We start from the raw sequence: 21,920 nt of genomic DNA, 5'->3' as shown, positions 1-21,920 counted from the left end.
CCCGAGTGAGCGGAGTATCCCCGTGCCGACCATCGTTGTTGAAGTGATGCCCAAGGCCGAGCTGCTCGACCCGCAGGGCAAGGCCGTCGCCCGGGCGCTCGCTCGCACCGGCCGCGGTGGCGTCTCCGGTGTCCGCGTCGGCAAGCGCTTCGAGCTCACCGTCGACGGCCCGATCGACGACGAGCTGCGTGCGGCCGTCCAGGAGATCGCGGACGACATCCTCTCCAACTCCGTGATCGAAGACGTGGTGGGCATCCACTACCCCGCCGAGGTCGACGCCTGATGCGCATCGGCGTCATCACCTTCCCCGGCTCGCTGGACGACCGCGACGCCCTACGCGCCGTGCGTCTCGCCGGCGCCGAGCCGGTCGCCCTCTGGCACGGCGAGCACGACCTCCAGGGCGTCGACGCCCTCGTCCTGCCCGGCGGCTTCAGCTACGGCGACTACCTGCGCTGCGGCGCCATCGCATCCCTCTCGCCGATCATGACCGAGGTCGTGGATGCTGCGGCCGCGGGAATGCCCGTGCTCGGCATCTGCAACGGCTTCCAGATGCTCGCCGAGGCCCACCTCGTCGCCGGCGGGCTGATCCGCAACGATCACGGCACCTTCATCCGCCGTGACCAGCACCTCACGGTCGAGAACGCGGCGACCCCGTGGACGACCGGCTTCACGCAGGGCCAGGAGATCGTCATCCCGCTGAAGAACGGCGAGGGCGGCTTCATCGCGTCGGCCGAGGAGCTCAAGCGGCTCGAGGGCGAGGGGATGGTCGTCTTCCGCTACAAGGGCGTCAACCCGAACGGCTCGCTCAACGACATCGCCGGCGTGCGCAACGAGCGCGGTAATGTGGTCGGCCTCATGCCGCACCCCGAGCACGCGGTCGAGCCCGGCTTCGGCCCGGACACCCGCGACGCCATGCGCTCCGGAACGGACGGGCTGACCTTCTTCACCTCGGTCATCCGCTCGGCCCTCGTCGAGGCGTAGCGAACACCTGCGGCTGTCGCCTCGCGCGAAGCGTCAGCTTTCAGCGTCGACGACGCAGAAGCGGTTGCCCTCCGGGTCTTCCATGATGATGTAATCGGCGTCCGCCGGCCGGCCGTCCCAGTGGACCTCGCGAGCCCCCAACCCGACGAGCCGGGAGACTTCAGCGCTTTGGTCATTCGCGTAGAGATCGAGGTGGATGCGCGGCGGCAAGACCCGCTCCGAGTGCACCATGTCGAGGGAGAGGTTCGGCCCGTTGCCGTCGCGAGGCGCCAGGAGCACGAAGTCGTCCGTCGCGTGGTGTCGTTCGTAGTCGAGTGCGCGGGACCAGAAGGCTTCCTGCCGTGCAAGGTCATCCACTCGAAGGACGATCGATCCTACGGTCAACATCTGCGGCCCTCCGCCCGTGCTCAACGAGTATGCACCTCATCGACGCATCGACCGTGCTCGAACACCTGAGCGCGGGATGTGGATACGTTCGGCATCCTGTTCGGCCTCCAAATCGCAGGCACGACTCGCAACTCGCATAGCGTCGTCGTATGCGCGTAGGTGTTTATGTCGATGGCTTCAATCTGTACTACGGGGCCCGCGGGCTGTGCGGCCGGAGTACCGCCGGGTGGCGCTGGCTCGACCTCAGGCGCTTTTCCCGTCAGCTGGTCGCCTCTTATTCGGGTTGGACGAGTGTTGCGCACCTGCGAGTGGTGTATTGCACCGCGCGTATCCGGCAGGGCGGGAACCAGACAGGCCAGCGCGATCAAGACACCTATCTGCGCGCGCTGGCTTTGCACGGTTCGATCGATCGTGCAGAAATGGGCAGCTACGTCGTACGCACCTCGACATCGCCGCTGGCCGTCGCAGATAAGCGTGGGCGTCCGATCATCACAAATCCGACGTGGCCTCTAATGGTCCAGGATGGATCAGGGAACAACGCTCCGGCATCAATCTTCATGGCGTCGGTCGCGCGGCGCGAGGAGAAGGGCTCCGACGTAAACGTGGCCTCGCACCTATTGCTCGACGTCCTACAACGAAATGTTGACGCTGCGGTCGTCATAAGCAATGACAGCGACTTGGCATTTCCTGTGAAGGAGGCACGTAAGCGAGTGCCCGTCGGAACCGTAAACCCGACGAAGAACTACACAGCGGGCGCACTGAGCGGAAGTCCTGCTGACGGCATCGGCGGCCACTGGTGGCACCGACTCCAGCCTTCGGACGTGCTGTCCGCGCAAATGCCAACAACGGTGCAGCACATCAGCAAACCAGTCGGTTGGTAGATCGACCGCTTAAAGAAAACTCGGCCCCAGAGGGACCGAGCGGTATGACGACAGCGTAGCAGATCGCCACTATCCATGCCGTTCGGAGCGACGGCCCTACGAGGGCGCTACTACCTCAGTTGAGGCTCCCGCCCCTCCGGTGGGCTGATCGCTCCAGCGCCCGGACTAGGGCGAGCCCGGTTCGATTGGGAACCACCGCCCCGGTCGCGGACACTTCATAGATGTGAGGGGTATCCAACTGGACGAGTCGAGCGTGCTCGTACGTGTGCGCGAAGGCGACGCTGATGCATTCGGAGCGCTGTTCGACCTGCACCATGACCGCGTCTTCCGCCAGGCGCTCAGGCTGACATCGTCCATCCACGACGCCGAGGATGTGACGGCCGTCGTGTTCCTGGAGGCGTGGCGCCGCCGGGACTCGATGCGCGTCGTGAACGACTCCGTGATCGGGTGGCTGCTGGTCATGACGAACTTCGTGTTCCGCAACTTTGCGCGCTCGTCCCGCCGCTACCGGGAGGGCCTGCAGCAGCTGCCCCCGCCCGAGCATGCACCGGATCACGCGGGCGCCATCGACGACCGGATCGACCGTGACTCGCGCCGTTCCGCTCTGCGCACGGCGCTGGCCACGCTCCCACGACGCGACCAGGACATCCTGACCCTGTGCGTGCTCGAGGAACTGAGCACCGCCGACGCCGCCGCTGCGCTGGGGATCGCACCGGGCACCGTCAAATCGCGACTGTCGCGCGCCAAGGCCCGCCTCACCGAGCTCCTGCAGGAGCCGATTCAGATGAACGGAGGAGAGCGATGAACGACGAGCCCACCTTCGACCCGCGCCGTAAGGCGGCGATCCGCGACCTGGTGGTGAGCAACGCGGCCGCGCACCCGGGCCGGGCCGGCGGACGAAAGCGAACCGCACTGGTCGTCACCCTCGTCCTCCTCGCCGTGAGCATCTCCGGCGGTGGCGTCGCCTACGCCCTCGGCACGGGCCTCTTGGACCCGAAGCCGGTGGCCGCGCCGACCGAGACGCCGACACCCACCCCGACACCGACCGCGACGCCGGCTCCTACTTCGACCCCGACGCCGACCGCGACGGCACCAGTACAGGATCCAGCCGATCCGTCGACCTGGGTGATCGGGTTCGAGAGCGTTGGTCCCGTCGCACTCGGCACGCCGTTCCGGTCGCAACACGATGCTGTGCCCACGTTCGCCGATGTGACGGACTCAATCTGCGTGGACGTACAGGCAGTCCTGCAGTCACCGACAAATCTGTGGTTCTACGCCATCGGCGCCCAGGATGACTCGGGCCGGACGGCAACGATCGAGTTCGGCAATCTGGGCGTCCCTGACCGGGACGATCGCGCTGTCACCCCGAAAACACCGGAGGGCATCGGCATCAGCTCAACTCTGGCTGAGCTGATGGCGGCGTATCCGGGAATCGAGAGGACCGGTGGGTACAGCGACAGCGTCGACTACTACGGTCTGACCGACGGCCACGGCGGATGGATCGTCTTTGCGGTGATGCGAGACGTCGTGTGGAGCATCCAGGTAGGCAACCAAGCCGTCCTTCCGTACGGGATGAACTCTGTTCGGGCGATTCCACCGGAGCACTGCCCGGCCTGACCCGCCGCGCAGCCCGGTAGACTGGACCGCATCCCCCTGCCCCGCCCAGCCAGGAGTCCCCGCGTGACCGACACCGCCACCACCCACGTCGTCGACACCGTCGCGAACGCCGCAGAGACTCCCGAACGGGAGCAGCCGTACGCGGCGCTCGGCCTGAAGCCGGACGAGTACGCGCGCATCCGCGAGATCCTCGGGCGCCGCCCCACCAGCGGTGAGCTGGCGATGTACTCGGTGATGTGGTCGGAGCACTGCTCCTACAAGTCGTCGAAGATGTACCTGCGCCAGTTCGGGCAGAAGGTCAGCCCGGCCATGAAGAAGAACCTCATGGTGGGCATCGGCGAGAACGCCGGCGTCGTCGATGTCGGCGAAGGCTGGGCCGTCACCTTCAAGGTGGAGTCGCACAACCACCCCTCGTACATCGAGCCGTTCCAGGGCGCCGCGACCGGCGTCGGCGGCATCGTCCGAGACATCATCTCGATGGGCGCACGTCCGGTCGCCGTGATGGACCAGCTGCGCTTCGGCGCGATCGACAACCCGGACACCGCTCGCGTGGTGCACGGCGTCGTGTCCGGCATCTCGTTCTACGGCAACTGCCTCGGCCTCCCGAATATCGGCGGCGAGACCTACTTCGACCCGATCTACCAGGGCAACCCGCTCGTCAACGCGCTGTCCGTCGGCGTGCTCCGCCACGAAGACCTGCACCTGGCGAACGCATCCGGAGCCGGCAACAAGGTCGTGCTCTTCGGCGCTCGCACCGGCGGCGACGGGATCGGCGGCGCCAGCATCCTCGCGTCCGATACCTTCTCCTCGGGCGGTCCGACCAAGCGCCCCGCCGTCCAGGTCGGAGACCCGTTCGCCGAGAAGGTGCTCATCGAGTGCTGCCTGGAACTGTTCCGCGACAACCTCGTGGAGGGCATCCAGGACCTCGGCGCCGCCGGGATCTCGTGCGCGACCAGCGAGCTCGCCTCCAACGGCGACGGCGGCATGTTCGTCGAGCTCGACAAGGTGCTGCTGCGCGACCCGACGCTCACCGCGGAGGAGATCCTCATGTCGGAGAGCCAGGAGCGCATGATGGCGGTCGTCAAGCCGGAGCTGCTCGACGCCTTCCTCGCCGTGACTGCCAAATGGGATGTCGAGACCAGCGTGCTGGGCGAGGTCACCGAGACCGGGCGCCTCGTCATCAACTGGAAGGGCGAGGAGATCGTCAACGTCGACCCGCGCACCGTCGCGGTCGACGGCCCGGTGTACGAGCGTCCCGTCGCCTACCCGACCTGGATCGACGCCCTGCAGGACGACTCGGCCTCCGTGCTCCCCCGCCCGACGACCGGCGACGAGCTGCGGGAGCAGACGCTCGCCCTCCTCGGCAGCGCCAACCTGGCCGACAAGGGCTGGATCACCGACCAGTACGACTACTTCGTCGGCGGTAACACTGCGCTCGCCTTCCCGGACGACGCTGGCATGATCCGCGTCGACGAGGAGTCCGGCCTCGGCTTCGCCATCGCGACCGACGCGAACGGCCGCTACTGCCAGCTCGACCCGAAGCAGGGCGCACGGCTGGCCCTCGCCGAGGCATACCGCAACGTCGCCGCCTCCGGTGCGACACCGGTCGCGGTCACCGACTGCCTCAACTTCGGCAGCCCGGAGAACCCCGAGGTCATGTGGCAGTTCTCCCAGGCCGTCGAGGGACTCTCGGACGCGTGCCTGGAGCTGGAGATCCCCGTGACCGGCGGAAACGTCTCCTTCTACAACCAGACCGGCGACACCCCGATCTTCCCGACGCCGGTCGTCGGAGTGCTCGGTGTGATCGACGACGTCGCCCGCCGTATCCCCGCCGGCTGGCAGGACGAGGGCGAGAACATCTACCTGCTCGGCACCACCCGCGAAGAGCTCGACGGCTCGGCGTGGGCGGGCACCATCCACGGTCACCTCGGCGGCCACCCGCCGGCGGTCGACCTTGCGGCCGAACGCGCCCTCGCGGAAGCGCTGCGCGCCGGTGCGGTGGAGGGTCTCATCTCGTCCGCGCACGACCTCTCCGACGGCGGCCTCGCGCAGGCCCTCGCCGAGAGCGTCATGCGCTTCGGCGTCGGCGCTCGCGTCTGGCTGACCGAGATCGAGGAGCGCGACGGTGTGGATGCGGCGACCGCTCTGTTCTCGGAGTCCACCGCCCGCGTCATCGTGTCGGTCCCCCGGGAAGACGACGTGAAGTTCCGTGGACTGTGCGAGGGGCGCGGCATCCCGGCCCTCCGCATCGGCGTGACGGACGCCGAGGTCGGCGCCCAGCCCGTGCTCGAAGTGCAGGACCTCTTCACGGTCGGCCTCGAGGAGCTGCGCGGCGTCCACCGCTCGACCCTCCCCGAACACTTCGGCCCGACCGTCGCCTGATCACCTCCTCACCCCTCAACGCTTCCTCACTTAATCCGTCGGCGCGCGGCGTGTCGGCGGATTAACCGAGGAAGCGATGGCGAGGGGGGACGGTAGCGTGAGGGGATGACACGCGTGCGCGCCGACGACCTGCCGGCGCGTCCGGTGCTCTCCCGGCGGGCACGCCGCGTCGTCTCGATCGCGGCGATCGTGCTGCTGTGCCTGCTGATCCTCGCAAGCCTCGCATCCGCGTCGCCGTGGCCGTCGGCCCTCGTCATCCGGAGCGTGTTCGAGAAGGGCGCCGCCGAGACCGTCGCCGAGATGAAACCGTTCGTCCCGTCGAGCGGCATCCGTTCGGAGCTCGGAATCCGTTACGCACCCGGATCGCCCGACACCACGCTCGACGTCTTCCACCCGGAGCACGCCGCAGGCCCGCTGCCCACGGTCGTGTGGATCCACGGCGGGGCCTGGATCTCAGGCGCGAGCGAGAACGTCGACCCGTACCTCCAGATCCTCGCCGCCGAGGGCTTCACCACGGTCGGGGTGAACTACACCGTCGGGCCGGAGGCGACATATCCGACCGCGGTCCGGCAGCTCAATGAGGCGCTCCGCTACCTCGACGCGCACGCCGACACCCTCCGCATCGACCGCGACCGGATCGTGCTCGCCGGCGACTCAGCGGGCTCCCAGCTGGCCAGCCAGCTCGCGGTGATGACCACGAGCCGCGAGTATGCGCACCTGCTCGGAATCACGCCGGCTCTGAAGCCGAGCCAGCTCTCAGGAGTCGTCCTCAACTGCGGCGTCTACGATCTCGACGCCCTGGCCGACCTGACCGGCATCAACGGCTGGGGGTTCAAGACGGCGCTCTGGGCGTACAGCGGAACCAAGAACTGGTCGCAGACCTACGTCGGCGCGACCATGTCGACCATCCAGCACGTCACGGCGGACTTCCCGCCCACCTACATCTCGGGTGGCAACGGCGACGGCCTCACGTGGACGCAGTCCGTTCCCATGGCGGCGACCCTGCGGGCGAAGGGCGTGGACGTGACGGAACTCTTCTGGCCTGCCGACCACGAGCCGGCGCTTCCGCACGAGTACCAGTTCCACCTGCGATTCGAGGAAGCCCACACGGCCCTCGCGGCGACGATCGCCTTCCTCCGCGCCCACACCGGCGGAGGTCCCCGGAACTAGGGGTCGCAACACGCCGTTGTCGGCCCGGCATAACGGCGTGTCCCGACCCATGGATCGGAAGCGTCGACGACGCAGCGCACGACTAGCGCGACACGGCCTCCTGCGCGGCCGGCTCGGCCTGACGGCGGGTGAACAGCCGTACCCGCTGCTGCGTGAGCAGGATGCCGCAGATGACGATCGCAGCGCCGACCGGCTCGTTCCAGGTGAGGTGTTCGCCGAGCACCAGGATGCCGAGCGCCACCCCGACCACGGGCGTGACGTACGTGACGCCGGACGTGATCGTCGGCCCCCAGGCGCGCAGCACGTTCATGTTCCAGATGTAGACCACACCGGTGCCGAGCGCGCCGAGCGCCAGCAGGGACAGCAACACCGGCCAGCTGAACGTGATCGGGTGCCAGGCCACGATCGGGGTGAGAAGCAGCATGATCACTGCGGCGATGCCGATGTTGAGGAACGCGCTCACGGTCGCCGAGACCTCCCGTGGGCTGATGAACCGGCGGATGTAGCCGAAGCTGAAGCCGTAGCAGGTGACAGCGCCCAGGCACGCCAGTTGTCCCCAGAGGCTGCCGGCCAGCGCATCCACAGCCCAGGGGCCGACGACGATGACCACGCCGAGGATGCCGACCAGCACTCCGAGCACCTGGTCGCGGTTGAGCTTCTCGACGCGGAAGGCGGCCGTGACGAGGATCGCCGTGGTGATCGGGGTCACCGCGTTGTAGATGCTGGCCAGGCTCGACGAGACGTACTGCTCCGCCCAGGCGAACAGCAGGAACGGGATGACGCAGTACGTGACGGCGACGACGGAGAAGTGCAGCCAGACGATCGGCTCGCGCGGCAGCTTCACGCGCATCGCCAGGGCGATGAGTCCGAGGGTGACGGCGCCGAACACGAGGCGCGCCCAGGCCACCTGGCCGAAGGTCACCCCCGTGAGCGCGACCTTCATGAACAGGAAGCTGGCACCCCAGACCAGCCCCATGGCGGCGAACTGCACTGCGACCTTCACCCCTCGACGCTATCGGTTGCCGCCGACGCGCACGCGCGGGAATCGGACAGGGTTGCACAAGATCCGGCCACGGTCGCGCATGCTCCGGCAGCGGGACATCATGGAGGCGGGAATACTTCTCGCGACTCCACGTTGTATGCATTTGCATAGAAACGGCGAGAACAACAAGAGGAGCCAGTCATGCAGTACGGAATCTTCTCCGTCAGCGACATCACCCGCGACCCGGTCTCCGGGGAGACGCCGGGTGAGGCGGAGCGCATCGATGCGATCGTGAAGATCGCCACCCACGCGGAGGAGGTCGGGCTGGACGTCTTCGCCATCGGCGAGCACCACAACCCGCCGTTCTTCTCCTCGTCCCCCACCACCCTGCTCTCGCACATCGCGGCGCTGACAGAGAAGCTCACGGTCACCACCTCGACCACGCTGATCACCACGAACGACCCGGTGCGCATCGCCGAGGAGTACGCGATGCTGCAGCACCTCTCCAAGGGCCGCATGGACCTCATGGTCGGGCGCGGCAACACCGGCCCGGTGTACCCCTGGTTCGGCCAGGACATCCGCCAGAGCCTGCCGCTCGCCCTCGAGAACTACAACCTCCTGCACCGCCTGTGGCGCGAGGACGTCGTCGACTGGGAGGGACGCTTCCGCACCCCGCTGCAGGGCTTCACCTCCACCCCGCGTCCGCTGGATGACGTGCCCCCGTTCGTCTGGCACGCCAGCATCCGCACGCCCGAGATCGCCGAGCAAGCCGCCTTCTACGGCAACGGCTTCTTCGCGAACAACATCTTCTGGCCGAAGGACCACTACCAGCGGTTGATCGCGTTCTACCGCGAGCGGTTCGAGCACTACGGACACGGCACCGCGAAGCAGGCCATCGTCGGGCTCGGCGGCCAGGCGTTCATCGCGAAGAACTCGCAGGACGCCAAGGACCAGTTCCGGCCGTACTTCAACGAAGCTCCGGTCTACGGCAACGGCCCGACCATGGAGGAGTTCACCGAGGCCACACCGCTGAGCGTCGGCAGCCCCCAGGAAGTCATCGACAAGACCCTCGAGTTCCGGGAGTGGGCGGGCGACTACCAGCGCCAGCTGTTCCTCATGGACCACGCCGGCCTGCCGCTGAAGACCGTGCTCGAGCAGCTCGACCTGCTGGGCGAGTACGTCATCCCGGTGCTGCGCAAGGAGACCGAGGCCCGCAAGGACCCGGAGACGCCGGACGCGCCCACCCACGAGTCGCTGGTCGTCGCCAAGTACGGCGACTCGGCCCCGCGCCAGCCGCGCCCGAACGCGAACCGCGGCGACAACGTGACCGGTGCGTCCCCGTACCAGGACACCGAGGAGCAGTTCCAGGCCAGCTACCCGTCGCTCTGACGACCAGCCCGGAACGAATCGAGAGAAGGACAACATGACTAGCACCGAGCAGCGACCGTTCCGCGTCGTGGTGGTGAACGCGGGCGTCAGCGACCCGTCGTCCACCAAGATGCTCGCCGACCGGCTCGCCCTCCGGGTGGAAGCGACCGCCCAGCGCGACGGTCGCACGGTCGAGACGCTCAACCTGGACCTCCGGGAGCTGCTGCCCGAGCTGGGCGCGGCCCTCGCGTCCGGTCACCTGGGCCCGAAGTTCACGAAGGCGATCGAGGCGCTGAAGGCGGCGGACGGCATCATCGCGACGGCGCCGGTCTACAAGGCCGGCCCGAGCGGACTGTTCACCTCGTTCTTCCAGGTGCTCGACAACGACCTGCTCATCGCGAAGCCGGTGGTGCTCGGCGCGACCGCCGGGACCGCGCGGCACGCCCTGGTCGTCGACGGCGAGATGCGCTCTCTGTTCGCCTTCCTCCGCACGATGACGACTCCGACCTCGGTGTTCGCCGCCACGGAGGACTGGCAGGACAAATCCCTCACCAAGCGCATCGACCGCGCCGCTCGCGAACTGGTCGTGCTGATGGAGTCGGAGGTCGAGTCGAAGATCACCGGCGCATCCTGGGACAGCTACCAGCACGAGTTCGGCTCGGCGGGCGGCGAGGAGCTGGGCATCGACCTCGGCTCCGACCTGATGCGCCTCGCGGCCGGCGGAACGCTGCCCACCCAGCGGCGGTAGCGCTTCGGAGTGGGACGTCAGGCCTGGTCCGGACGTCCCACTTCGGTCGCCAGCGCACCCTGGGCGGCTTCCGACCCGCTCCGGCCGCCGCCGTACCCGCGCAGCACGAACGCGAGAAGCACAGCGACGACCGCCCCCGCGAGCGGCCCAGCGGCGTAGACCCAGTAGTCCCGGAAGTCGAGCGAAGCGAGATCGGGACCGAACGTGCGCGCGGGGTTCATCGAGGTTCCGGAAATCGGGCTGCCCCACAGCCCGGCGAGGGCGATATAGCCGCCGACTCCGAGGGCGCCGATCACGCCAAGGTTCTGCGCCCCGGAGGCGGTGCCCAGGATCACGCTGACCAGTCCGAGCGTGAGCAGCCCCTCCATGAGGAAGGCCTGGAACGCGGTGTACCCGTCAGCCGGGTAGTTCGAGCCGTACGACGCCGAGACGCCGATGATCGGCTGCAGGACCAGCGCCGCCAGTGTCGCTCCGCCCAGCTGCGCCACGATGTAGCCCGGAACCCGCCGCCACGGGAAGTCGCCGCGGAGGGAGAAGGCGAGCGTCACGGCGGGGTTGAGGTGCGCGCCGGAGATCTTGCCCATGAACAGGATGATCCCCAGGACCATGAGGCCCGGCGCGACGACCGCATCGGTGCGGCTGATGGTCCCGGGGAACGCCTGGCTCATCATCCCGCCGCCCGCGGCGACCAGCACCAGCAGGAAGGTGCCGTAGACCTCGGAGACGAGACGTCTCCACTCCTGACGTGGATTGGAGAAGTCCGCCATCGGCTGGACGACCTCGAGCTCGAACCAGCGCTCGAAGCGCCAGCGATTCTCCTGACTCTGCGGATTGACCATCGCTCACTCCCTGTGTCGCGGTGAGCATACGAGCCCGGGAATCGGGCAGGCTAGGCAGTTCTGCGAACGGCCGCTCAGCGCCGCCGTCTCGCGCGGGCGTCCCCCGCGGTAGTCTGCAGGGTAGAACAGGGAGGTCTTCGGGGTTGGACATTCTCACCGTGCTGCAATGGATCGGCGTCGTCGTATGCCTGATCCTTGCGCTGTCCGGGCTGATCCCCGTCGTCGCGGCCGCCGCGACCTTCGTGGTCATCCCGTTCCACGCGTGGATCAACCACTACAAGAAGGCCGCCCCCTACCTGCCCCGCGTCGCCATCGTCGTCCCCGCCTGGAACGAGGGTGCCGTGATCGGCACCTCCATCGACCGGCTGATGAAGCTCGACTACCCGCGCGAGGCCCTGCGCATCTACGTGGTCGACGACGCCAGCACCGACGACACTCCGATCGCGGTCACCGAGCGTGCCGCGAAGTATCCCGGCAACGTCCACCTGCTGCGTCGCGAGCAGGGCGGCCAGGGCAAAGCGCACACACTGAACCACGGCATCGCCAAGATCCTCGAAGACGACTGGATGGAGGCGCTCCTCATCATGGACGCCGACGTCATCTACACCCCCGACTCCCTGCGCCGGATGACCCGCCACCTCGCCGATCCGGAGGTCGGAGCGGTCTCGGCGTACATCCGTGAGGGCAGCGCCGACCGCAACTACCTGACCAAGTTCATCAGCACCGAGTACGTGCTGTCGCAGCCCGCAGCTCGCCGGGCGCAGAACGTCCTCGGCGCCCAGGCCTGCCTCGCCGGCGGGGCGCAGCTGCACAGCCGCGAGAACCTGCTCGCCATCGGCGGCCGCATCGACACGTCGACACTGGCCGAGGACACGATCACGACGTTCGAGACCCAGCTGCAGGGCCGCAAGGTCGTGTTCGAGCCGCACGCCCACGTCCTCGCGGAGGAGCCGCGCGCGATCGACGGTCTGTGGAAGCAGCGGCTGCGGTGGGCCCGCGGGAACGTCTCGGTCACGGCGCGATACTCGAAGGTCTGGTTCCGGCCGTCGCGGAAGCACCACCTGGGCGGCATCAGCTTCGGGATCGTGTGGTTCAGCCTCTGGCTGCTGCCGCTGATCATGATCCTCTCGTCCGTCGGGCTGGCCGGGCTCCTCTTCCTCCAGAACGAGGTCGCGACCGGCGTGTTCCGGGTGCTCTGGATCTCGGCCGCTCTGGCCTACCTGTTCGTGCTGATCCTGGGATCCCAGACCGACGGGAAGACGACCAAGCACGAGCTCGGCCACGTCCTCCTGTTCCCCGGGATCATCAACATGCTCGTCATGATCACGGCCCTGTTCCCGCCGGTGATGCTGGTCTGGCTGCCCGGCCTGTTCGGCGCGACGCTCGATGGGCCCACCCTCTTCGTCATCACCCTCGCGATCTACATCTGGATCCCGTTCTCCATGGTGTTCGCGTGGCTCGCCCGCAAGGCGGAGAAGACGCGGGCCGGACGCTGGCTGTCGCCGGCCCTGATCTACCTCGCCGGGTACGGCTCGCTGCTCTGCGCGATCACGTTCGACTCCTACCTCAAGGAGCTCGCGGGCACCGAGGCGAAGTGGGACAAGACGGAGAAGGTCGGCCGCGTCGCCACCGGCTGACCGTGTCGTACCGCGGGTGCACATCCAGAGGATGACGCCCGACCGCCGGGATGGGCCTGACGACGGATGCGCGCCTCCGGGCACCGCCGCCACGCTGGAGGCATGACATTCGTAACGCACTCGTCTCCGGCCCTGGAGGCCGTGGGGCTGACCAAGACCTACGGCCCGTCCCACGCTCTCTCCGGCGTCGATTTCCGCGTCGAGCCGGGTGAGTCGGTCGCGATCATGGGGGCGTCGGGGTCGGGCAAGACCACCCTGCTGCACTGCCTGGCGGGCATCGTGGCGCCGGACAGCGGATCGGTCGTGCTGAACTCGTCCCAGGGCCCGGTGACGGTCACCGCCCTCGATGAGGCCGGCCGCTCGCGACTCCGCCGGGAGGCGTTCGGCTTCGTCTTCCAGCAGGGCTTGCTGCTGCCGGAGCTCACCGCCGTCGAGAACGCGGCTCTTCCGCTGATGCTGAACGGCATCGACCGCCGCGCGGCGGAGCAGACCGCGGCCATGTGGCTGGCTGCGCTCGGGCTCGCCGGGTTCGAGTCGCGCCGCATCGGCCAGCTCTCCGGCGGGCAGGCGCAGCGGGTGGCCATCGCCCGCGCTCAGACCACGGGCGCCGCTGTCGTCTTCGCCGACGAGCCGACGGGCGCTCTCGACTCGGCGACCTCGGCCGAGGTGATGGATGCGCTCATCCTCTCGACGACGGAACGCGGGCGCTCCCTCGTCGTCGTGACGCACGACGAGACCGTCGCCGCCCGCTGCTCGCGCATCCTGCGCCTGGCGGACGGCCGGATCGTGGCGGGCGAGACCGCGGACGGGGTGAGCGCCCGATGACCACTCTGGGTCTGGCGTGGCTGTTCGCCCGCCGCAGTGCCTCCGCCCGCTCGACCGTCGCGCTCCCCGTCGTCGCCTTCGCGATCGTCACGGCCCTGCTGCTCGTCGTCGCCGGAGGCGCCCAGGCGTTCTTCTCGTGGACGGACCAGACGGCCGCGCTCTACCAGCTGCTCGCGGTGGTCGCGTTGGCTCTCCTCGTCGTCCCGTTGGTGGCGCTCGGCGGCTCGGCGGCGCGACTGTCCGCTCGCCGGCGCGACGACCGGCTCGCGAGCCTGCGCCTGCTCGGCGCCACACCGCGGCTGGTGACCGCGCTCACCGTCATCGAGTCGACGCTGCTGGCGCTGGCCGGCGCGATCGTCGGGGTGATCGTGAATCTCGCTGTGTCACCCCTGATCGCCCTGATCCCGTTCCGCGGACATCCCCTCGGGATGTCGGTCCTCCTCGGCGCCGGTTGGACTGCGGCGGCGGTGGCGGGCGTCGGACTGCTGGCGGCCGTGAGCGCTGTCGTGGGGCTGCGCGGCGTCATCCTCTCGCCGCTGGGCGTCCGGACCCGAGAGCGCGCTCCACGCATCCACTGGGTCCGCGCGCTCATCACCGTCGGGATGATCACGACCGTCGTGGTGGTCCTCAACGTTCTGCCGGACTCGGCCGGGCTCGGCGTCATCCTGACCGTGCTCGCTGTCGGCTTCGGCGGAAGCATCGCCGTGCTGAACCTCGTGGGGCCGTGGGTTCTGCGGCTCGTCGCGTCGGGTCAGGCGCGCCGAGCGCGCACGCCCCGGCGGCTGCTGGCCGCGCGCGCGATCCTGGAGTCTCCGAAAGCCGCCTGGCGCCAGGTCTCGGGTGTCGCGATGACGAGCTTCACGGCAGTCTTCGCGGGGGTCGCTGTCTCCCTCGCGGAGAAGGCAGGCGACTCGGTCGACGCGCAGACTCGACTGATCGTCGGAGACGTCCGAACCGGCGTGATCATCACGATCGCCGCGTCCTTCCTGATGGTCGCATGCTCCGCCGGGGTCAACCAGGCCGCCGCCATCCTCGACCGCCGGGAACTCTACGTCAGCCTCGACCGGATCGGGATGCCGGTCTCCGAGATGAACGCCGCACGCGGCCGTGCGGTGCTCTCGCCGCTGCGGATCACCGCGATCGGCTCGGCGGCGACCGCGGCGCTCGTGGTGTTCCCGCTGACAGGAGCGAGCCTCCTGACCTCGCCGCTCACCCTTCTCACGGTCGTCGGCTGTCTGGCGGCCGGCGTGCTGCTCGTCTGGATCGCGGTACGGGCGACCCGGCCGGTGCTCACGCGGGTGCTCGCCGAACCGTCCCCCAGCCTGTGACCCAGTAGGGTCGGAACATGGCCCAGAACAGCGACGTGGAAGCTGCGCTCGAGCAGCTGCACAGCATCCGTCAGAGCATCGACAACATCGACGCTGCGGTCATCCACATGCTCGCCGAGCGGTTCAAGTTCACCCAGCAGGTCGGCGCACTGAAGGCGGAGCACGGGCTGCCACCGGCGGACCCGGAGCGCGAGAAGGAGCAGATCCAGCGGCTCCGGGCGCTGGCCGAAGAGAGCCACCTCGATCCGGCGTTCGCAGAGAAGTTCCTCACCTTCATCGTCGCCGAGGTCATCCACCACCACGAGCGCATCGCCGTCGAGAACGGCAAGTAACCGGATGAGCTGGGATGTCACCGACCTGCCGGACGCCCACGGCCGGACGGTCGTCATCACGGGTGCGAACGCGGGCGTCGGCTACTTCACCGCGGAGCAGCTCGCCAGGGCGGGCGCGCACGTCGTGCTCGCGTGCCGCGACCCGGAGCGCGCGGAGGCGGCGGTCTCCGCCATTCGCCGGCGCGTGCCTCGCTCGAGCGTCGAGGCCATGCCGCTGGACGTGTCCGATCGCCGGTCGATCGACTCCGCCGCAGAGTCGCTGCTCGCGCGGGACCGGGTGGATGCGCTGGTGCTGAACGCGGGAATCGTGCACCCGCCGCGGTCTCGCGCGACTGACGCCCACGGCAACGAACTCGTGCTCTCGACCAACGTGCTCGGCCACTTCCGCCTCGTCGCGCAGGTGCTCCCCGTCTTGGAGCGGAGCGGCGACGCGCGCGTCGTCACGCTGGGCTCGCTGGCCAGCCGGCTCGGCCGGTTGCCGCTGGACGACCTGCAGCTGGAGCACGGCTACACCTCCTGGCGCGCCTACTCCGGCTCGAAGATCGCCGCGCAGGTGTTCGGGTTCGAACTCGATCGCCGGCTGCGGGCGGCGGGATCCAGCGTCCAGAGCATCGTGGTGCATCCCGGTTACTCGACCTCGGGTCGCACGCCGGGAATCCGCGGCGTCAACCACCCGTCCCGGCTGAAGCGCTTCGCCGACAACCTGCAGGCCGCGTGGACGCAGGGCAAGGACGCGGGGGCACACGTGCCCGTCCGCGCCGTGCTCGACCCGTCGATCCCCGGCGGCGCCTACCTGGGCCCGCTCCTGTGGACGAAGGGCGCCCCCACCCTCACCCGTCCCACCCGCGCCTCCCGCTCCCCGCGCCAGGGCGCGCGCCTCTGGCCCCTCCTCGAGCAGGCCGCCGCGCACCCCTTCCCCCTCCCCTAGCCGTAGCCGTAGCCGCCGAGCCCCAGCCGCCGAGCACAGGAAAATTGTTGCGTTTCGCGCGAGATCGCGACATTTTTCCTGTGCTCGGCGGCTCAGCGATTGTGGGGGCGTGGGCGTGAGTGGCGCTGGGGGCTCCGGCGCGCGAGTGCTGCTCCGAGGGCGATGAGGAGGAGCGCCGCCACGGTCCCGTCGGTGAGGTCGCTGCCGGTTGACGGGAGGGCGGAGGCGTCTGCCGCTGCGGACGATTGCGGCGGGATGGGCGCGGGCTGCGGCAGGTCGATGGTGACGGCGGCCGGCGGGCTCGCGATCGTTGCGCCGGCCGGGGTCATGGCGGTGGCGATGGCGGCGTTCCTGAGTCGTCCGGCGGCGAGGTCCGTCGCGGTGATGCTGTAGTCAGCGGTCGCTGTCGCCGATTCTCCGGGTTGCAGGATGCCGGGGAGACCTGGCCACGAGTAGGTCGGGGTGCTCAGCCCAGCAAGCGCGTCGGAGACGGTGACCCCGGTGAGCGTGACGTTGCCGGTGTTGGTGAGACCGAAGTGGTAGGTCACCTGGTCACCTGCGCGGGGCGGCGAGGACAACCCGGTGCTGTCCGCGGACTTGGTCAGGGAGAGCGTAGGGCTCGCCGCGAGCGGGGTGCTCACGGACGCGGTCGCCGTAACGGAGCTGCCGGTCGGCGGGTCGCCTGTGGTGGTGGCCGTGTTGTCCCGCACCCCGGCATCCAGGTCGGTCTGAGTGAGCGTGTACGTCGCGGTCGCCGTCACGCTCTGCCCGGCTGCAAGGACCCCGGTGGCACCCGGCCAGAGGAACACTAGCGGCGAGAGACCCGGCAGCGGGTCAGTGATGGTCACCCCGGAGAGGGTGACGTTGCCCGTGTTCGTCGCGGTGTAGAGGTAGATCAGGGTGTCCCCCACCCGAACGGGAGTCGAGAGCTGGCTGGTATCGGCCGACTTGGCCAACGCGACGCCCGGCGCCGCCGCGAGCGGGACGTTCACGGACGCCGTCGCCGTGACGACGACCCCGCTAGGCGGGTCCCCGGTCGCGGTGGCGGTGTTATCCCGGTGGCCCGCATCCAGGTCAGCGGCAGCGAGTGGATACGTCGCCGTCGCCGTCACCGTCTGCCCTGGTTCGAGCATCCCCGGCGCGCCGGGCCAGACATAGACGAGAGGGCTCAGACCCACAAGCGGGTCGGTGATCGTCACGCCGGTCAGGGTGACATTGCCCGTGTTGGTCGCCGCGTACCGATAGCCCAGCTCATCGCCCGGACGAGGTGGCACAGGCAGGCCGGTGGTGTCCGCCGTCTTGGTCAGGTCGAGCGCCGGCGCCGCGTCCAGCATGGTGAGAGTCGTCGCCGGGGCCGAGTCGACCGCAGGTCCGGTGGGCCGATCCCCGGTAGCCGTCGCAGTGTTGTCCCGCACTACCGCATCCAGGTCGGATTGAGTGATCGCGTACGCGGCCACTGCCGTCACCGTCTCCCCGGGCGCGAGGGCACCTGGGGTTCCCGGCCAGGTGAAGATGAGCGGGGTCAACCCCGGAAGCGGGTCCGTGATCGTCACCCCGGTGAGCGGAAGGTTCCCCGTGTTCGTCGCGGTGAACCGGTAGGTCAGCGTGTCGCCCGCGCGCGGAGGAGAGGACAGACCGCTCGTGTCGACGGTCTTGGTGAGGGCCAGAGCCGGCACCTGAACCAGCACGGTGGACGTCGACGCAGGTGGTGCATCCACCGAGAGACCCTGCGGTGAGCTCGCCGTCGCGGTCGCGGTGTTGTCCCGATGCCCGGCGAGGATGTCGGACTCGGTCACGGCATAGGTCGCCGTCGCGGTCGCCGTCTGTCCCGGCTGCAGTGTCCCCGGCGGGCCGGGCCACGTGTAGGCCGGCGCAGACAACCCGGGCAGCGGGTCGCCGATGGTCGCGGCGGTGAGCGTGACGTTGCCCGCGTTGGTGAGCGTGTACTGGTAGGCGATCGGGTTGCCGGCCTGCACCGGGTCACCGATCCCGGAGGTGTCCGCCGTCTTCGTCAACACGAGCGCCGGTGCCAGCACGACCGGCGTGCTGACCGTCGCACAGGGCGGCCCTGTCGCCTGCCCGGCCGGCACGCAGGCGGTGTTGGTGAGGATCCCATCACCGGCGAGGGTCACCGTCAGCGTGTACGAGATCGTCGCGGTCTCACCCACCTTCAGCGGCCCGGACCAGGACAGAGTCGTGCCGTTCACCACCGGAGGCGCGGAGGTGGACCCCTGATCGAACGCGACCGTGGCGTCATTGTCATAGGTGGCGTCGTCGGCCAGCGCGGCCAGGTCATCCGTCATCGTCGCCGGGGTGCTCGCCGTGTAGGCGCTGCCACCGGTGTTCTGGACGGTGACCGTTGCGCGGATCGTGTCCCCGGACCGGGTGGCGGCCGTCGCCGTCGTCGACTTGCCGACGGCGAGAGTCGCCGGGGGCGGCACCGTCAACGTCGCGCACGCGGTCGGCGCATCCAACCCGACCAATGTCGTGAAGTTCGCGGCGCAGTTCTGGAACACCTGCGGCGGTGAGCCCGGGGCGGTCAGCGCCGCCGGAACAACGGTCGCCGAGAAAACGCACGACGTCTGTCCCGTCACGAGGTCGCCCGACAGCGCAATGGATGACCCTCCGACCGCTGCGCTCATCGCTCCGTTCGTGCAGGTGGTCGAGGTTTGCGACGGGTTCGCGACGACCAACCCCGGCGGCAGCGCGTCCGTAGCGGAGAACCCCTGCTTCGCGCCCAGTTCCGACGTGTTCGTCACCGTGAACGTCACCCGGGACGCCCCGGTCAGGGGATCAGGAGCGCCGAACGACTTGTCCAACGCGGGCGTCGCGTCAAGGATCTGGATGTTGTCGAATCCGTGATCGTTGCCGTTGCCGTTCGGCTGATTGTTGACGAGCCGGATGCCGACCGACGAACCGGAGAACAGCACCGCGCCATTCGTCGTATAGGTGCCGACCGTCGCGGTGACCGCAGGCGCTGCCCCGACGGCCGGAACGGAAACCTGGGTCGGCGACGAGCAACCGTCGATCTGACCGCCGACGGGCAGTGCCTGGCCTGCCGGATTCACCAGGGAGAACTGCAGCAGAGGATGAGCCAGCGTGCAGGACTCCGCGGCCACATCGACGCTGAAGGCGAGGAATCGTGCGGCGGTCGGCAACGGTATGTTCGACTGCGTCGCGAACTCGACGGACCCGGCAGGCGTCGATACAGCGAGGGAGAGAGCGGAGACCCCGTGATTCGCAGCCGCCTGTGCCGCTGTCAGCCCGTGGAACGTTCCGATGCTCGTCGATAGCTGCTGGGTGTTGTTCCACGCACGCTGAACACCGTTGCAGTCGGCGACCTGCGCCGGGGAACTGACCGATTGGACGGCGGCGGCCACCCAGCCGTTGCAGCTCGCGAGCCATGCCGGATCGGCCGTGTACATCTGGCCGCCCGCGCCGACGTACTGATTCAGCCGCAAGATAGGCGACACCGGCGAGCCCGCCTCGAAGTCCTCCGAGTAGACGACCGTCGGCGCCCCAGGAACGCCCGCCACTGCGAAGGCCGGCGTCGGCGCAGCGGTGAGCACTGTGCCGGGAAGGACGAACGCCGCCGCGAGGCTCGCCAGAAGGAGCCCCGCGATGCGTGTACGCCCGGTGGACGCCGCACGCGCGGAATCGCGAGAGCCGCTCCTGCCGCGTCTCGCCATGGGTACCTCCTCGCCTGCCAGCGGTACCCGGTCTACTCCGGAACAGTGCTGTCCGGCGAGACAGTAGTCCGAGGGATCAGACGACGACGATGGTGAGGAGGCGGTGGTCGGCGGGGACCTTCGCGCGCAGGGCGTCGCGCGCGGACGCGTAGTCGGGACCGTCGGCCTCGATCTCGCGGGTGGCCGACTCCCGGATGATCGCCTTCGCGATCACGCGGCCGCCACGCGGCATCGCGTTGTGCACCTGAAGCAGCTCGAAGCCCTCCGGAACCTGCTCCTCGATCAGCGCCCGCGCCGCCTGGGCATCGTCGGCCTCCGCGTCGAGTTCACGCGTCTGGCTGCTCTGGATGAGACCCCGCACCTTCATACCGTCAACGCTAGCCGACCCGCGCCTCAGGCTTCGACGTGCGACTGCTCCGGTGGCCCCTCGTCGTCCACGCGCCCTCCCGCCATACCCCGGCGGCCGATACGGTGAAGGGATGGACTACCGCACGATCCCCCTCGATGACACGTCCGCGCGCGAGCTGTCGGCCGCCGGCCTGCGCTACGCGCTGGTCGACGCCGCCGACTCGGAGGCCCTGGACGGCTGGATCCGCGCCGACTTTCGCGGCTTCCACGACCGCCGTCCTTCGGCCGAGGTGCTGGAGGGAGCTCGTGAGAACTTCGCCGCGCGCCGCAACACCGGGGTCTACGACGACCAGGGACCGAGCCGCGAACCGGTCGGAACGGTCAACGCGTGGCCCGCTGCGCTCACCGTCCCGGGCGGTGCACGGGTGGACTCGTGGGCGATCAGCTCGGTCACGGTCGCTCCGACCCACCGCCGTCGCGGAGTCGCCCGCGCACTGCTCGGCGGGGAGCTCCGTACCGCGCACGCGCTCGGCCTGCCGCTCGCGATCCTGACCGTCTCGGAGTCGGTCATCTACGGCCGCTGGGGCTTCGGCCCGGCGACCTGGGCCACCTCCTGGTCGATCGACACCAAGCGCGTCCGCTGGATCGCCGGCGAGACTCCCGGCCGCCTGTCGTTCGCGGAACCGGACGAGTACGGCCCGATCGGCGCGAAGGTGCTCGACCGCGTGATGGCCGGACGCCACGGCGAGATCGCGCTGGAGCCGTACCTGGCCAAGCGCCTCGTCGGCCCGCTCAAGGGCGACCCCGACGCCGAGAAGATCCGCGTCGTCCGCTACGACTCGGACGCGGGCGAGCCGGAGGGCTTCGTCTCGTACATCCTCAAGGGCGACGACGACTTCACCCGGCACACGGTGGAGGTGCGCCACCTGGCCGCGGCGACACCAGCGGCCCAGCGGGCCCTCTGGCGCTTCCTGCTCGAGTTGGATCTGGTCGCGACGGTCAAGATCTGGACGCGCGGCATCGACGAGCCCGTGCAGGCACTGGTGAACGACATCCGCGGCGCCCACGTCACCGACCTCGAGGACCACCTCTGGGTGCGCATCCTCGACGTCCCTGCCGCGCTCCAGGCGCGCACCTACGAGCGCGACGGCTCCCTGGTGCTCGACATCGAGGACGACCTCGGATTCGCGGCCGGCCGGTTCCGGCTGACCGTGCGAGAGGGTGCCGCCGAGGTCACACCGACCGACGACGCCGCGGACGTCGCACTGCCCGTGAACGCCCTCGGCAGCGTGTACCTCGGGCACGACATCGGCCGCAATCTGGCCCTGGCCGGCCGCATCCGTGGCGACGTGGATGCGCTGGACCGGCTCTTCCGCACGGCGATCCCCCCGCGCCTCAGCACGTGGTTCTGACGCCGGGTGGGCATCGAGTGGTGACATAACGTCACCACTCGCCGGGAATTCGCACAACGAGTCACG

Annotated in this window: 20 protein-coding genes; 15 read left to right on the top strand and 5 right to left on the bottom strand. The window is 69.2% G+C overall.

All coding sequences use genetic code 11. The features are described 5' to 3' along the window. The first annotated feature begins 22 nt into the window (after positions 1 to 22). Positions 23 to 283, top strand: a complete 261-nt coding sequence (purS, locus tag P3F85_RS00815) for a phosphoribosylformylglycinamidine synthase subunit PurS (protein ID WP_374009370.1) — start codon at positions 23 to 25, stop codon at positions 281 to 283. Continuing rightward, positions 283 to 981, top strand: coding sequence for a phosphoribosylformylglycinamidine synthase subunit PurQ (gene purQ / locus P3F85_RS00810; protein ID WP_374009369.1), 699 nt, complete (start codon positions 283 to 285; stop codon positions 979 to 981). Before purS ends, purQ begins: the two co-directional genes overlap by 1 nt. Before the next feature lie 33 nt (positions 982 to 1,014). Here purQ and P3F85_RS00805 read toward each other — a convergent pair whose 3' ends face one another. Further along, complete coding sequence (locus P3F85_RS00805) at positions 1,015 to 1,368, bottom strand: VOC family protein (protein WP_374010974.1); 354 nt, start codon at positions 1,366 to 1,368, stop codon at positions 1,015 to 1,017. Positions 1,369 to 1,517: 149 nt separating this feature from the next. Here P3F85_RS00805 and P3F85_RS00800 point away from each other — a divergent pair, with 149 nt between their 5' ends. From P3F85_RS00800 to P3F85_RS00780, 5 genes are all read left to right on the top strand, one after another. Next, on the top strand, positions 1,518 to 2,249 hold the full coding sequence (locus P3F85_RS00800) for an NYN domain-containing protein (protein WP_374009368.1): 732 nt from the start codon (positions 1,518 to 1,520) through the stop codon (positions 2,247 to 2,249). Between the two features lie 223 nt (positions 2,250 to 2,472). Continuing rightward, positions 2,473 to 3,054 (top strand): RNA polymerase sigma factor, encoded by a 582-nt coding sequence (locus P3F85_RS00795; RefSeq protein WP_374009367.1) that lies wholly within the window; start codon positions 2,473 to 2,475, stop codon positions 3,052 to 3,054. After that, positions 3,051 to 3,866 (top strand): hypothetical protein, encoded by an 816-nt coding sequence (locus P3F85_RS00790; RefSeq protein ID WP_374009366.1) that lies wholly within the window; start codon positions 3,051 to 3,053, stop codon positions 3,864 to 3,866. The genes P3F85_RS00795 and P3F85_RS00790 overlap by 4 nt, the downstream gene beginning before the upstream one ends. A gap of 63 nt (positions 3,867 to 3,929) precedes the next feature. After that, positions 3,930 to 6,248, top strand: a complete 2,319-nt coding sequence (purL, locus tag P3F85_RS00785; protein WP_374009365.1) for a phosphoribosylformylglycinamidine synthase subunit PurL — start codon at positions 3,930 to 3,932, stop codon at positions 6,246 to 6,248. A 105-nt stretch (positions 6,249 to 6,353) separates the two neighbouring features. Next, a complete protein-coding gene (locus P3F85_RS00780) occupies positions 6,354 to 7,418 on the top strand; it encodes an alpha/beta hydrolase (protein ID WP_374009364.1) in 1,065 nt (354 codons plus the stop codon). A gap of 82 nt (positions 7,419 to 7,500) precedes the next feature. Here the strand turns inward: P3F85_RS00780 and P3F85_RS00775 are convergent, their stop codons facing one another. Continuing rightward, positions 7,501 to 8,421: a DMT family transporter gene (locus P3F85_RS00775; protein WP_374009363.1), complete on the bottom strand. Its 921-nt coding sequence runs from the start codon at positions 8,419 to 8,421 to the stop codon at positions 7,501 to 7,503. 180 nt (positions 8,422 to 8,601) lie between these two features. On the opposite strand from P3F85_RS00775, the gene P3F85_RS00770 reads away from it, so the two are divergent. Together P3F85_RS00770 and P3F85_RS00765 are read left to right on the top strand one after the other, a co-directional pair. Continuing rightward, positions 8,602 to 9,789: an LLM class flavin-dependent oxidoreductase gene (locus P3F85_RS00770; RefSeq protein ID WP_374009362.1), complete on the top strand. Its 1,188-nt coding sequence runs from the start codon at positions 8,602 to 8,604 to the stop codon at positions 9,787 to 9,789. A gap of 34 nt (positions 9,790 to 9,823) precedes the next feature. Beyond that, positions 9,824 to 10,516 (top strand): CE1759 family FMN reductase, encoded by a 693-nt coding sequence (locus P3F85_RS00765; protein ID WP_374009361.1) that lies wholly within the window; start codon positions 9,824 to 9,826, stop codon positions 10,514 to 10,516. Between the two features lie 17 nt (positions 10,517 to 10,533). On the opposite strand, the gene P3F85_RS00760 is transcribed toward P3F85_RS00765, so the two are convergent. Next, the gene (locus tag P3F85_RS00760) at positions 10,534 to 11,355 is read right to left on the bottom strand and encodes an MIP/aquaporin family protein (protein WP_374009360.1); all 822 of its coding nucleotides are present in this window, start codon (positions 11,353 to 11,355) and stop codon (positions 10,534 to 10,536) included. A gap of 158 nt (positions 11,356 to 11,513) precedes the next feature. On the opposite strand from P3F85_RS00760, the gene P3F85_RS00755 reads away from it, so the two are divergent. The 5 genes from P3F85_RS00755 (at position 11,514) to P3F85_RS00735 (ending at position 16,405) form a co-directional block, all read left to right on the top strand. Continuing rightward, positions 11,514 to 12,992, top strand: a complete 1,479-nt coding sequence (locus tag P3F85_RS00755; protein ID WP_374009359.1) for a glycosyltransferase — start codon at positions 11,514 to 11,516, stop codon at positions 12,990 to 12,992. Between the two features lie 102 nt (positions 12,993 to 13,094). Beyond that, positions 13,095 to 13,817, top strand: coding sequence for an ABC transporter ATP-binding protein (locus P3F85_RS00750; protein ID WP_374009358.1), 723 nt, complete (start codon positions 13,095 to 13,097; stop codon positions 13,815 to 13,817). After that, entirely contained in the window at positions 13,814 to 15,145 is a 1,332-nt protein-coding gene (locus P3F85_RS00745; RefSeq protein ID WP_374009357.1) for an FtsX-like permease family protein, read from the top strand. The genes P3F85_RS00750 and P3F85_RS00745 overlap by 4 nt, the downstream gene beginning before the upstream one ends. Positions 15,146 to 15,162: 17 nt before the next feature. Beyond that, positions 15,163 to 15,477, top strand: coding sequence for a chorismate mutase (locus P3F85_RS00740; protein ID WP_374009356.1), 315 nt, complete (start codon positions 15,163 to 15,165; stop codon positions 15,475 to 15,477). A 4-nt stretch (positions 15,478 to 15,481) separates the two neighbouring features. After that, positions 15,482 to 16,405, top strand: a complete 924-nt coding sequence (locus tag P3F85_RS00735; protein WP_374009355.1) for an SDR family NAD(P)-dependent oxidoreductase — start codon at positions 15,482 to 15,484, stop codon at positions 16,403 to 16,405. A gap of 92 nt (positions 16,406 to 16,497) precedes the next feature. On the opposite strand, the gene P3F85_RS00730 is transcribed toward P3F85_RS00735, so the two are convergent. Together P3F85_RS00730 and P3F85_RS00725 are read right to left on the bottom strand one after the other, a co-directional pair. Beyond that, entirely contained in the window at positions 16,498 to 20,094 is a 3,597-nt protein-coding gene (locus P3F85_RS00730) for a hypothetical protein (RefSeq protein WP_374009354.1), read from the bottom strand. A gap of 76 nt (positions 20,095 to 20,170) precedes the next feature. After that, positions 20,171 to 20,461, bottom strand: a complete 291-nt coding sequence (locus tag P3F85_RS00725; protein ID WP_374009353.1) for a hypothetical protein — start codon at positions 20,459 to 20,461, stop codon at positions 20,171 to 20,173. A 112-nt stretch (positions 20,462 to 20,573) separates the two neighbouring features. Here P3F85_RS00725 and P3F85_RS00720 point away from each other — a divergent pair, with 112 nt between their 5' ends. After that, positions 20,574 to 21,854 (top strand): GNAT family N-acetyltransferase, encoded by a 1,281-nt coding sequence (locus P3F85_RS00720; RefSeq protein ID WP_374009352.1) that lies wholly within the window; start codon positions 20,574 to 20,576, stop codon positions 21,852 to 21,854. Positions 21,855 to 21,920: the final 66 nt, after the last annotated feature.

Origin of the sequence: Leifsonia sp. T36S-04 (assembly GCF_042465655.1) — a bacterium.
Lineage (GTDB): Bacteria > Actinomycetota > Actinomycetes > Actinomycetales > Microbacteriaceae > Leifsonia.
Note: the sequence above shows the minus strand (reverse complement) of the source record. Positions and strands in the feature narration are given on the sequence as shown.

Excerpts from the sequence above, each read along its gene's own strand:
- purQ (WP_374009369.1), top strand. The coding sequence starts at position 283 with ATGCGCATCGGCGTCATCACCTTCCCCGGCTCGCTGGACGACCGCGAC.
- P3F85_RS00805 (WP_374010974.1), bottom strand. The coding sequence starts at position 1,368 with ATGTTGACCGTAGGATCGATCGTCCTTCGAGTGGATGACCTTGCACGG.
- P3F85_RS00800 (WP_374009368.1), top strand. The coding sequence starts at position 1,518 with ATGCGCGTAGGTGTTTATGTCGATGGCTTCAATCTGTACTACGGGGCC.
- P3F85_RS00790 (WP_374009366.1), top strand. The coding sequence starts at position 3,051 with ATGAACGACGAGCCCACCTTCGACCCGCGCCGTAAGGCGGCGATCCGC.
- P3F85_RS00780 (WP_374009364.1), top strand. The coding sequence starts at position 6,354 with ATGACACGCGTGCGCGCCGACGACCTGCCGGCGCGTCCGGTGCTCTCC.
- P3F85_RS00770 (WP_374009362.1), top strand. The coding sequence starts at position 8,602 with ATGCAGTACGGAATCTTCTCCGTCAGCGACATCACCCGCGACCCGGTC.
- P3F85_RS00765 (WP_374009361.1), top strand. The coding sequence starts at position 9,824 with ATGACTAGCACCGAGCAGCGACCGTTCCGCGTCGTGGTGGTGAACGCG.
- P3F85_RS00760 (WP_374009360.1), bottom strand. The coding sequence starts at position 11,355 with ATGGTCAATCCGCAGAGTCAGGAGAATCGCTGGCGCTTCGAGCGCTGG.
- P3F85_RS00750 (WP_374009358.1), top strand. The coding sequence starts at position 13,095 with ATGACATTCGTAACGCACTCGTCTCCGGCCCTGGAGGCCGTGGGGCTG.
- P3F85_RS00745 (WP_374009357.1), top strand. The coding sequence starts at position 13,814 with ATGACCACTCTGGGTCTGGCGTGGCTGTTCGCCCGCCGCAGTGCCTCC.
- P3F85_RS00740 (WP_374009356.1), top strand. The coding sequence starts at position 15,163 with ATGGCCCAGAACAGCGACGTGGAAGCTGCGCTCGAGCAGCTGCACAGC.
- P3F85_RS00735 (WP_374009355.1), top strand. The coding sequence starts at position 15,482 with ATGAGCTGGGATGTCACCGACCTGCCGGACGCCCACGGCCGGACGGTC.
- P3F85_RS00730 (WP_374009354.1), bottom strand. The coding sequence starts at position 20,094 with ATGGCGAGACGCGGCAGGAGCGGCTCTCGCGATTCCGCGCGTGCGGCG.
- P3F85_RS00725 (WP_374009353.1), bottom strand. The coding sequence starts at position 20,461 with ATGAAGGTGCGGGGTCTCATCCAGAGCAGCCAGACGCGTGAACTCGAC.
- P3F85_RS00720 (WP_374009352.1), top strand. The coding sequence starts at position 20,574 with ATGGACTACCGCACGATCCCCCTCGATGACACGTCCGCGCGCGAGCTG.